Here is a 12,066-nt window from a genome sequence, read left to right as displayed (position 1 = left end):
CAATGATAAGCCTTAATGACGTTACTTTTAAATGGCATAAAAACGATAAAACGCCCACGCTAACTATTAGCAAATTAAATATAGAAAAAGGCCAACACGTTTTTTTACATGGCCCAAGTGGTTCGGGTAAATCAACGTTACTAGCCTTATTGGCCGGTATAAATACAGCCTCCAGCGGCAATGTCACGTTATTAAACCACACCTTAAATACCCTAGGTAACACCCAGCGAGATATATTTAGAGCTGACCACATTGGTATTATTTTTCAAAACTTTAACTTACTTCCTTACTTATCGCCTATTGAAAACGTAATACTGGGCTGCCAATTTTCAAAAAAGCGCCAACAAAAAGCATTAAGCCACTCAACTACTTTAAATGATGAGGCTACCCGGCTATTAAACGCACTGGGCTTAACCGAGCAATACCATACTAAAAATGTGGCAGAACTAAGCATTGGCCAACAACAACGTGTAGCTGCCGCACGCGCATTTATTGGTAACCCTGAAATTATAATTGCCGACGAGCCAACCTCAGCCCTTGATACACAAAACCGCGAAAGCTTTATTAACTTATTGTTTGCGCAAGCGAGCAATGCAAACAGTACACTCATATTTGTAAGTCACGACGAAAACTTAAAGCCGCTATTTAATCGCTCAATCGACTTAGTAAGTTTGCAGGGGGCATTATGATCCTTACAAAACTGGCCTTTAAAAGCTTATTAAATAGACGTGCAAGTGTTGTTTTAACGCTGTTTACCATTGCCGTAAGCGTTATGTTATTGCTAAGTATTGAACGTGTTAGAGTTGATGCTAAAAGCAGTTTTAGCAATACTATTTCAGGGACCGATTTAATTGTAGGAGCACGCACCGGCGATATTCAATTACTGCTTTCATCGGTATTTAGAATTGGCCACACCAATAATGGCGTAAGCTGGCAAAGCTACAAATACATAACAAGCCAACGCGGGGTAAAGTGGAGCATTCCCATTAGCCTTGGCGACAGCCACAAAGGCCAAGCTGTTTTAGGTACATCACCCGATTACTTTACCCATTACCGCTTTGCTAAAAAACAACCTTTGAGTTTTAGTGCAGGCAACCCTTTTAGCACTATTCACGGTGTGGTATTGGGTGGCGAGGTAGCTACAAAACTAGGCTACAAACTGGGCGATAGCATTATAATATCCCATGGTATGGGCAATACCAGTTTTCATCATCACAACGACAACCCGTTTGAAGTAGTCGGCATTTTAAATCCAACAGGCACACCGGTCGATAAAACACTGCATATACCGCTCGCCGCTATTGATTTAATTCATGGCGGTAACGCAAGCCATGAGCACGATGAGCACGATGAGCACGATGAGCACGATGAGCACGATGAGCACGATGAGCACGATGAGCACGATGAGCATAACAACTTAATTGGCCACCCAAAACAAATCACTGCATTTTTAATGGGATTTGATTCGCCTTTATACACGCTACAAATTAGGCGCAACATAAATCAGTACAAGCCAGAGGCCTTATTAGCCATTATGCCAACCGTTACGCTAAAAGACTTATGGGAAATGCTCGCCATTGTTGAAAAAATACTGCTACTTTTCTCATTTGTTGTTGTGCTAGTAAGCCTGCTTGGTATGCTAACCACGTTGCTTGCAAACCTTAATCAACGCCGTCGCGAACTTGCTATACTGCGTTCGGTTGGCGCAAGGCCTTGGCAACTATTTACACTTATAAGTATGGAGTCGTTGCTTACAACATTTTTAGGATGCGTGGTTGGGTGTGCATTATTTTATTGCACCCTATTTTTAGGAGCCGACTACCTACAAAGCCATGCCGGCATTAGTGTAAATATAGCCATGCTTTCACGCTATGAACTCACCCTTATAGGCGTTATTATGGCGGCGGGTTTTATTATTGGTTTAATACCAGCCACTCGTGCTTATTTTTACTCACTCAGCGACGGCATGAGTATAAAAACATAATTTTCAGGAATTTTATGACACTTTTTAAAACGGCTTTTAATACCTTATGTGTATTAAGCTTAGCTATTATCACCTTTACAAGTAATGCTAATCCACCCAAAGAAATTTTTTGGGAAGACTTAATCCCTAAAGGTCATGTGCAAATAGATACCCAAGCGCAAGCGAACCACGAAGGCAGCGATCAAAACTGGGTACAACCCGATTTAGATGCCCCCGTAGTAAGAGAGCTAAATGGGCAATCGGTTAGCTTACCCGGCTTTGTTGTACCACTCGAGGGCGATAGCGAAGTAATCACCGAATTTTTACTAGTACCGTATTTTGGCGCCTGCATACATGTACCACCGCCACCACCTAACCAACTTGTGCATGTAACTATAAAAGGCGGCGTACCAATCGAAAGCCTTTACGATGCCATTGTCGTCACCGGTGTCATTACAACAGAAACCTGGTCAGGCGAATTAGCGCAGGTAGGTTACAAAATGAAAGCAGTCGGCGTAGCGCCGTTTGAGCTTTGAAAAAGTTTTCAGTTTTCAGTTTTCAGTTTTCAGTGCGAAGAATGAATAGCTAAACACTCTAAGGTTAACTGTTATCAAACTTATTTTTAAGGCTTGTTAACATGGCAGCTAATTCTTTTGTTTCTGTTATCCATTGTTGGCTTGTTGACTTATTTAGGTAACCTATTTCTGTGCCTATGTATATCTGCGTTCTAGCTTCTGCAAGAGAAGCCCTAGCTATATCTATAAATCTACTTTTCTCTTTATAAATTTCTCTACACACACCTTCTGCGATATTACTGGGTACTGAAAGGCCTGAGCGTGTTAATTGATCTCTAAACCCATAGTCTTTTATATCTGCTGTAAACCTGTAAATATCTACACTGAGACGTGCAGAACGTTTCCATACATCTAAATTTTCAAAATTCATTAGTCTTACTTTTGTTCATAACATTTTTACTAGCTTAGTTTTAAATATATAAATAACAAATAGCTAACTAAATTCGCCTAAAATAAATCTAAAATTTATTAATAACTGACATCTAATCACTAATATCTAAAAACTTCTATCTGATAACTAGCCACTAACCACTAACCACTGACAACTGACAACTGACTTCTAATAACTGATAACTAAACACTGACAACTAAATGCAGCCTTAAAGCTTTTCTAAAACATGCTCTGCGCGGCTTACTGTAAACTCTTTACCTGCTTCTACAAATAGCCCAGTAACAACCGCGTTATCTACAATCATTGCGTAACGTGAAGAACGAATACCACCAAAGCCTGCGGTGTCTTTTTCAAGCCCAAGTGCCTTGGTAAAGCTTGCATCACCATCGGCCAGCATTAAAATTTCTTCAGCGTTTTGCGAGTCGCCCCATGCTTTCATTGCAAATGCATCGTTAACCGACACACAATAAATAGCATCAACCCCTTTTGCTTTAATTTTATCGGCAAGCGTAATAAATTCAGGTAAATGCGCATTTGAACACGTTGGCGTAAACGCCCCAGGCACAGCAAATAAAACCACTTTTTTGCCATCAAACAACTCTTTATTAGTTAGCGTTTGCATACCTTCGCTTGTCAGCTGCGTAAGTGTAACCTCTGGTAAGTTTTGGCCTTGCTCAATCATGATGAATCCTAAAAAATATAAATAACGAATAGCCCATAGCATAGTGGACTTTGCTAATGGGCGCAGCTTTATTATTAAAAGCATAAATACAAACTTTTCACACAACATACGCTAAGATACGAGTTGGAATGCTCATTTATACACTGTATAGCGCCGCGGCTAATTTACTGTAGGCGCCTTGCTTGCTGGCGCGTTTAATTTACATATGGTCACATTAACAACCTTTTGCGTGAGAAAGCTTCACGCAAAGTATAAAGACCAGTACCAGCCCAAATATACAACACCCCACAAAAAAGCGCGGCGTAACGCCACTACTATAATCCAACCCTCTAAAGCGCAGCGTCTCTTACCCTCTTTGTGAATAATCGGCTTTTAAAAACATAATGCACAAAGAGAAGCGAATAAGAAAACCAAAGCCAATTGGTTTAAGTTACTTTTCTCGATACACTACGGCGCGTTTTTTGTAGGCGCCTTGCTTGCTGGCGGGTTTAATTTACACATATTTTATTAACAATTTTCGCGTGAGCAAGCTTCACGTCTTGTATCTACGTTGAGATAATCTAGGAATTTAATTACCACCGAGAACACCGAAGCGCTGCGCTACACTGAGAAGAGCGCAACGGTTGATTGGTTTTAAAATCACTTCTTCTGCACTGGTCCTTGTCTTCTCTGTAGTGATAATAATGTCTTATTCACTTTATAAATTAGGTACAAACCTAACCACAAAACAATTTCTACAACTGAGGGCACCGACGCGCTGCGCGCTACACTTAGAAGAGCGCAACGGTTGATTGGTTTTAAAATCACTTCTCCTGCACTGCTCCTTATCTTCTCTGTGGTGATAATAATATTTTATTTACTTTACCATTTAGGTAAAAAGTTTAACCGCAAAACAATTTTGACCACCGAGGACACCGAGGCGCTGCGCGCTACACAGAGAAAATATACTATTTTCTAGTATCTTCTCCTGCACTGCTCCTTGTCTTCTCTGTGGTGAATAAGTCACTTTTGTAAATAACGCTCATCAATACAAACCTTAATGGTTATTCTAATAACTGCCGCCAACTTAAACTGAAAACTAACATCTATAATTGCCAACTAATATCTAGAAACTTCAACCTTATAACTAGCAACTTAAAACCACTTCCTATAAACGCTTTTTTCTTTCTTACTAACGTATTTATTGCTAACCTCGCATTAACGTATTTACTTACTATAAAAATTGGCAAACGGAATAATTATGCTCAAAAAAACATCGTTACTTATAGCATTAGCATTAAGTGCAAACGCTTTAGCAAAGGGAGGCGTATCGCCATATCTACCTTTAAACCAAGCACCAGAGTTAGAGCATAATGTAGAGCGCCTTTTAGCGGTAAGTAAAAATACCCACATTATGAGCAAGCCCTATAAAGCGCATGATATATACAACGTACTACAAACCATAAGGCATAGTTACCCAGAGCTTTACCAAACTCTGTCGTACCAAATAAGCCCGTATATACAAAGTGATGCAGGCACATTTGCTAAAGCAACCCTTGCTGCTGGTACAAAAAACAAAACACTACCCAATCAACGCGGGCAAACAACTAAAACCAACTTAATTGTTGAAGGTGGCGCTTACGCTAACTTTGGCCGTTACTTTGGTATAAGCGTGGCAGGCATTGCAAACGAAAACGAAATACTCCCAACCCAAAGTTTTATTTACCTCGGTAATAAATACGCACAACTCGATATAGGCTATCGTGAGCATTGGTATTCACCTTTTAACGACAGCGCCATGCTATTAAGCACACACGCTAAAACAACGCCGTCAATAACCATAAGTAATGTTGAACCAATAACCAGCTTTAATATTCGGTACGACATGTTTATTAGTAAAATGACCGAGCAGCGTGGAATTTTAAAAGAAGGCAAACAAAGTGGTGTAGAAAGAGTATATGAACCTGGCAAGCCTTACTTATACGGCTTGCATATTAGTTTTGCAGCAACAGATAACTTAACTATTGGCCTAAGCCGCTTAATGCAATTTGGTGGGGGGCCGCGTAGCGTAACCTTAAAAGATTTTGCTGAAGGTTTTTTTACACCCGGCGCTAAAGATAACGTAGGCAGCAACGATGCTGATGAATTTGGTGAAAACTTTGAGCTTGGTGATCAGTTAGGATCAATCACCTTTGAATACAATAACAGCCTATTTAATTTACCGTATGAGATTTATAGTGAAATAGCCCTTGAAGACACACTCGGTGGCTCTCGTAATAATGCTTATAGTTTTGGGCTTTATTTACCCTTCGTTGCAAACAATCACAGCTTGCGTTTTGAACACAGTAATTGGCAAAAGCTTTGGTATGCTAACGGTTTATACTTAGACGGTAACCGCAACTCAGGCAACGTAATTGGCCACTGGGGGGGGGATGAGCACGACTATACAGACTACACTCCAGCAAAATCGATGAGTATTAACTGGCATTGGCAGCTTAGTGCTAAAGAGGGCTTGAATACAACGTTACGTGGCCTTAAAAATAAATATGACGGCTATAATACAAGTTACGAACTCCAAACAGCTTATATACGTAAATTAAACAAACCTATTTGGGGCGCTAAAAGCCTAGGCGCTGAGCTCTACCTAGGTAAAGATGTGTATGGCGAGGCATTTTCAAGAATCGCTTTCTCCGCTAGCTTTTAAATTTGAAAGCGCGAATTTATTTCGCGCTTTCAAAAGCGATATAATACCTATCCAAAACTAAACTTCCTAAAGACCAGCAGAGTACCCAAGCTTGTTTTTGTAGGCGCGTTGTTTGCTGGCGCGTTTAATTTATACATAGTCACATTAACAACCTTTTGCGTGAGCAAGCTTCACCCCTACGTTAAGATAATTTAGGGATTTAATTACCACCGAGCACACCGAGGCGCTGCGCGCTACACAGAGGGAACATACTATTTTCTAGTATCTTCTCCTTTACTTCCCCATGTCTTCTCTGTGGTGATAATAATATTTTTATTTACTTTATAAATCAGGTACAAACCTAACCACAAAACAATTTCTACCACCGAGCGCACTGAGGCGCTGTGCACTACACTGAGAAGAGCGCAATACAATACACTTTGTTTAAAATGACTTCTCCTGCACTGCTCCTTGTCTTCTCTGTGGTGATAAAAATGTTTTATTTACTTTATAAATCAGGTACAAACCTAACCACAAAACAATTTCTACCACCTAGGGCACCGGGGCACCGGGGCACTGCACGCTACACTGAGGAAACATACTATTTTCTAGTATCTTCTCCTGTACTTCTCCTTGTCTTCTCTGTGGTGATAATAATGTTTTATTTACTTTACCATTTAGGTAAAAAATTTAACCACTAGACAATTTTGACCACCGAGAGCACTGCGCGCTACACAGAGGAAATATACTATTTTCTAGTATCTTCTCCTTTACTTCTTCTTGTCTTCTCTGTGGTGATAATAATGTCTTATTCACTTTATTAACCAAATACAAAACTTGTCTAAAAAACAAAAAAACCGTGTTTAAATTAAACACGGTTTTATAATTTTAGAATAACTAAAGCTATTTTTACAAATTAACCACATTGTTAAGTGTTGGCGCATTTTCACCATTAACCAATGTATTTAAATGCTGTGCAAATTCTTTACCCAGCTTTTCATCGCGCATACCGTACTCAACAATCGCCTTTAAATAACCAAGCTTATCGCCACAGTCGTGCGCGCGGCCACTCATATGAAATGCCTCTACGGTTTCTTGCGTCATTAATGCATCAATAGAGTCAGTTAATTGTATTTCGCCACCCGCCCCTACTGGGGTTTTAGCAAGTAATGGCCAAATATTTTTACTTAATACATAGCGGCCAACTACAGCAAGGTTTGAAGGCGCAGCATCAACATCCGGCTTTTCAACCATAGTTTTAATTTTAGCGCTTTCGCCAGGAGCTAATTGCACACCATTAATATCGGCAATACCGTATTTACTTACATCATCCATAGCCACAGGCTCAAGCATAATTTGGCTTGCTGCTGCCTCATTAAAACGTGCAATCATAGCGGCTAGGTTTTCTGTTTTTTGGTTAGCCGTGTACACATCAAGTATTACATCGGGTAGCACAACTACAAAATCGTCATTCCCTACAATGGGCTTTGCACACAAAATAGCATGCCCCAAACCTTTAGCTTCGCCTTGGCGAACGTGCATAATGGTTACATCACTTGGGCAAATAGAGCGGACTTCTTCAAGCAGTGTGCGTTTAACGCGTTTTTCAAGCGTTGCTTCAAGCTCGTAGCTGGTATCAAAATGGTTTTCAATCGCGTTTTTAGAGCTATGAGTAACTAACACAATTTCTTTAATGCCTGCAGCTACACATTCATTAACAATGTACTGAATAAGTGGCTTATCAACAATAGGGAGCATTTCTTTAGGAATTGCTTTGGTCATGGGTAGCATACGCGTGCCAAGGCCAGCAACAGGAATTACAGCTTTCATGGGTAGTCCTTTATTTTTTAAATTAATTATTTTTAAACTAACAGATTAAATGTAGATAGAAGATGAATAGAAGATTTTTAATCTTTTAACTATAAAAGAGTAAACACCGCTTAAAAAGCAGTGTTTACTTAGCAATAAAGTTACTTGTAAAAGCTTTTATACCACTTAATTAACTCGCTAACGCCTTGCTTAACACCAACTTGGGCTTTATAGCCCGTGGCATTAAACAGGTCTTGCGTGTCGGCATAGGTTTTATAAACATCACCCGCTTGCATTTCACGGAAGTTTTTGCTTGCTTCTGTACCAAGCTCGGCTTCAATGGCTTCAATAAACTTCATAAGGTTTATTGGGCTACCATGGCCAATATTATAAACCGCATAAGGAGCTGAGCTTGTAGCTGGCGAGCCGCTTTCTACACGCCAGCTTGGGGTTGCTTTAGGTATAACATCGGCAGCACGTACAACACCTTCTACAATATCGTCAATATAAGTAAAGTCGCGCCACATATCACCATTGTTGTTTATATCAATGGTGTCGCCGTCGAGTATTTTTTTAGTAAAAATATACGGCGCCATATCTGGGCGACCCCATGGGCCATAAACCGTAAAAAAGCGTAAACCTGTGGTAGGTAAACTATATAAATGCGAATAGCTATGAGCCATTAGCTCATTTGCTTTTTTAGTTGCCGCATAAAACGATACCGGGTGGTCAACACTGTCGGTTGTTTCAAATGGTGTTTTTTCGTTTAGGCCATAAACAGAACTAGACGACGCATAAACAAGGTGCTTAACATTGTTATGCCTACACCCTTCAAGCACATTTAAGTGCCCTACTAAGTTAGAGTCGGCGTAGGCGTCTGGGTTTTCTATTGAATAGCGCACACCTGCTTGTGCAGCCAAGTGTATTACTTTATCAAACTGCTGAGCTGCAAATAACTCACTCATTGCTGCACGTTCGCTTATATCAAGCTTAATAAACGTAAAATTATCGTGGCTTTCAAACTGCGCCAAGCGTGCAAGCTTTAAATTTACATCGTAATAATCGTTTAGGTTATCTATACCTATAACCACATGGCCAGCAGCCAATAATTTTTGACACGTTGCTGCACCAATAAAACCCGCAGCACCTGTAACTAAATACTTCATAATTTCCTAATTTTAGCAAAAAAGCCGCATCAACCTAGATTTAAGCGGCTTTTAAAGCAGTATCTAATAACTGATATCTGATGACTAATATCTTAATCAATCGCTACCAAATAAATCACGCGTATATACTTTATCTACAATATCGCTTAGCTCTTCAACCATACGGTTAGAAACCACAACGTCAGATATTTGCTTAAACTCATTTAAGTCTTTTATTACGCGTGAATGGTAAAACTCGTTTTCTTCAAGCACTGGCTCATAAACAACCACCTCAATGCCTTTGGCTTTAATACGCTTCATAATGCCCTGAATGGCCGAGGCTCTAAAGTTATCTGAACCCGTTTTCATTACTAAGCGATAAACACCCACAATTTTAGGGCTGCGTTTAATTATTGAATCGGCAATAAAGTCTTTACGGGTGGTGTTTGCATCTACAATTGCGCCAATAATATTGTTTGGTACGTTTTGGTAGTTAGCACGCAGTTGCTTAGTATCTTTTGGTAAACAGTAGCCACCATACCCAAACGACGGGTTGTTATAATGGTTACCAATACGTGGGTCTAACCCAACACCTTGTATAATTTGCTTGCTGTTTAAACCGTGTGCCTCTGCGTAGCTATCAAGCTCATTAAAGTACGCTACGCGCATAGCTAAGTAAGTATTAGAAAATAACTTAATAGCTTCAGCTTCAGTTGAGTCAGTAAATAACACTTCAACATATTGCTTAATAGCGCCTTGCTTAAGTAAGTTTGCAAAAATAGTGGCGCGTTCGCTTTGCTCGCCTACAACAATACGTGACGGGTGTAAGTTATCGTAAAGGGCTTTGCCTTCACGTAAAAACTCTGGGGAAAATATTAAGTTTTCAGCGCCTAATTGCTTTTTAATATCGGCAGTAAAACCTACTGGAATAGTCGACTTAATCACCATAACCGCATTAGGGTTATGCGCCATAGCATCTTTAATTACTGCTTCAACAGAGCTAGTATTAAAGTAGTTATTTTCAACATCGTAGTCTGTTGGCGTTGCTATAATTACGTAATCAGCATTTTTGTAGGCAGCTACCTTGTCGGTAGTCGCTGTAAAATTTAAATCACTGCGCGTTAAAAACTCGCTAATTTCAGTATCAACAATAGGCGATTGTTTATTATTGAGTAATGCTATTTTTTGCTCGTCAATATCAAGTGCGACCACTTCATTGTATTGCGATAAAAGCATAGCGTTTGAAAGGCCTACATAGCCCGTACCTACCACGGCAATTTTCATGTTATTCCTTTAATGTTTTCATTGGTAATTAATATGCTTAATTTTACCAGAGTTACTTAATATCATCTATTAGATATTAAGCTTAACCTATAAACATGATTATGCCTGACTTAAAATGAAAGGGTAAAAGATGAAAAATGAAATTTTGCGCGACAAAAACCGCGAAATAAAAATGAGTTTTTTACAGTAACGCTTTAATAGCTTTAGCTATATGCTCCGCCTGTGCCTGAGAGGCCGTCGAGTCTGTTGACTCAACCATAACTCTTATAAGTGGCTCAGTGCCCGACTTACGAAGCAAAACTCTCCCTTTATCGGCAAGCATGGTTTCGGCTTCACTTACTGCTTGCTTCACTGAGCTGGTATTTAATATTTCATCCGCATTATTTTGGGTTAAATGCACATTTAAAAGTACCTGAGGTAACTTTTTCATGCCCGCAACATACTCCTGTAGCGATTGCTTTTGCTGCATAAGCGCTGCTAATACTAAAAGCGATGCAACAATACCATCACCTGTTGATGCATGGTCTAAATGTAAAATATGGCCCGAGCCTTCACCGCCTAACTTCCAGCCTGTTTGTTTAAGCTGTTCAACAACATAGCGGTCACCCACTTTTGCACGCTTAAACGGAATATCTAATTGATTTAACGCCAACTCTAAACCAAGGTTGGACATTAGCGTACCAACTACACCGCCATCCATTTTACCTTGCAGTTTTGCCGCTTTTGCAAGAATATAAAGTATTTGATCTCCATCGATAACAGTGCCACTGTTATCAACAAGCATAAGCCTATCGGCGTCTCCATCTAGTGCAACACCTAAATCAGCACTATGCTCTATAACCGCCTTTTGAAGGCTATCTAGGTGAGTTGCACCACATTTTTCATTAATATTTAAACCATTCGGTTTATCGTTAATACTAATAACGTCAGCGCCTAACTCAGCATATACATTCGGGGCAATGTGATACGCAGCACCATTAGCACTATCAACAACAATTTTTAAGCCTTCAAGCGTTAAATCTTTAGGGAATACGCCTTTGCAAAATTCAATATAGCGGCCAGCAGCGTCATTTATGCGCCTAGCTTTGCCTAAACGTTCTGAGCTTACACATTGCATCGCATCATTATTTAATGCTTGCTCAAGTAGGGCTTCTATTTCAAGTTCTTGTTCGTCATTGAGCTTAGTGCCAAAATTATTAAAAAATTTAATTCCGTTATCATAAAATGGGTTGTGCGAAGCGCTAATAACCACCCCAGCATCGGCCCTAAAAGTTGAGGCCAAGTATGCGACAGCTGGCGTTGGCATTGGCCCAACAAAAGCTACATTTACACCCGCAGCAGAAAGTCCGGCTTCCATTGCAGATTCAAACATATAACCACTATTACGTGTATCTTTACCAATTAAAATTTCTTTAGTACCGCTTGAAGCCAACACAGTACCCGCAGCCCAGCCAAGTTTCATTGCAAAATCGGGCGTTATAGGAGACGTGCCTACTTTACCTCTTACACCATCGGTACCAAAATACTTACGTGACATGATTATTCCTTTATATTT

Annotated in this window: 10 protein-coding genes; 4 read left to right on the top strand and 6 right to left on the bottom strand. The window is 39.9% G+C overall.

Features of this window, described 5'->3' with window-relative positions; translation table 11 throughout:
* The first annotated feature begins 2 nt into the window (after positions 1 to 2).
* From KZZ04_RS16240 to KZZ04_RS16230, 3 genes are read left to right on the top strand one after another with little or no spacing between them, the layout of a single operon-like run.
* Entirely contained in the window at positions 3 to 689 is a 687-nt protein-coding gene (locus KZZ04_RS16240) for an ABC transporter ATP-binding protein (protein ID WP_219423224.1), read from the top strand.
* On the top strand, positions 686 to 1,984 hold the full coding sequence (locus KZZ04_RS16235) for an FtsX-like permease family protein (RefSeq protein ID WP_219423222.1): 1,299 nt from the start codon (positions 686 to 688) through the stop codon (positions 1,982 to 1,984). The genes KZZ04_RS16240 and KZZ04_RS16235 overlap by 4 nt, the downstream gene beginning before the upstream one ends.
* A 14-nt stretch (positions 1,985 to 1,998) precedes the next feature.
* Positions 1,999 to 2,499, top strand: a complete 501-nt coding sequence (locus KZZ04_RS16230) for a DUF3299 domain-containing protein (protein ID WP_138527872.1) — start codon at positions 1,999 to 2,001, stop codon at positions 2,497 to 2,499.
* 64 nt (positions 2,500 to 2,563) lie between these two features.
* Here the strand turns inward: KZZ04_RS16230 and KZZ04_RS16225 are convergent, their stop codons facing one another.
* A complete protein-coding gene (locus KZZ04_RS16225; protein ID WP_138527870.1) occupies positions 2,564 to 2,908 on the bottom strand; it encodes a four helix bundle protein in 345 nt (114 codons plus the stop codon).
* A gap of 229 nt (positions 2,909 to 3,137) precedes the next feature.
* Positions 3,138 to 3,611, bottom strand: a complete 474-nt coding sequence (locus KZZ04_RS16220) for a peroxiredoxin (RefSeq protein WP_219423266.1) — start codon at positions 3,609 to 3,611, stop codon at positions 3,138 to 3,140.
* A gap of 1,240 nt (positions 3,612 to 4,851) precedes the next feature.
* Between KZZ04_RS16220 and KZZ04_RS16215 the strand changes: the two genes are divergently transcribed.
* A complete protein-coding gene (locus KZZ04_RS16215; RefSeq protein ID WP_219423220.1) occupies positions 4,852 to 6,294 on the top strand; it encodes a capsule assembly Wzi family protein in 1,443 nt (480 codons plus the stop codon).
* Positions 6,295 to 7,182: 888 nt separating this feature from the next.
* On the opposite strand, the gene galU is transcribed toward KZZ04_RS16215, so the two are convergent.
* From galU to glmM, 4 genes are all read right to left on the bottom strand, one after another.
* Positions 7,183 to 8,103, bottom strand: a complete 921-nt coding sequence (gene galU, locus KZZ04_RS16210; RefSeq protein ID WP_219423218.1) for a UTP--glucose-1-phosphate uridylyltransferase GalU — start codon at positions 8,101 to 8,103, stop codon at positions 7,183 to 7,185.
* A 140-nt stretch (positions 8,104 to 8,243) separates the two neighbouring features.
* On the bottom strand, positions 8,244 to 9,248 hold the full coding sequence (locus KZZ04_RS16205) for an NAD-dependent epimerase (RefSeq protein WP_219423216.1): 1,005 nt from the start codon (positions 9,246 to 9,248) through the stop codon (positions 8,244 to 8,246).
* A 96-nt stretch (positions 9,249 to 9,344) separates the two neighbouring features.
* Positions 9,345 to 10,511, bottom strand: coding sequence for a nucleotide sugar dehydrogenase (locus KZZ04_RS16200; protein WP_219423214.1), 1,167 nt, complete (start codon positions 10,509 to 10,511; stop codon positions 9,345 to 9,347).
* Between the two features lie 181 nt (positions 10,512 to 10,692).
* The gene (gene glmM / locus KZZ04_RS16195; RefSeq protein ID WP_219423212.1) at positions 10,693 to 12,048 is read right to left on the bottom strand and encodes a phosphoglucosamine mutase; all 1,356 of its coding nucleotides are present in this window, start codon (positions 12,046 to 12,048) and stop codon (positions 10,693 to 10,695) included.
* Between the last annotated feature and the right edge of the window lie 18 nt (positions 12,049 to 12,066).

Source organism: Pseudoalteromonas sp. CR1 (assembly GCF_019392235.1).
GTDB lineage: Bacteria > Pseudomonadota > Gammaproteobacteria > Enterobacterales > Alteromonadaceae > Pseudoalteromonas.
Note: the sequence above shows the minus strand (reverse complement) of the source record. Positions and strands in the feature narration are given on the sequence as shown.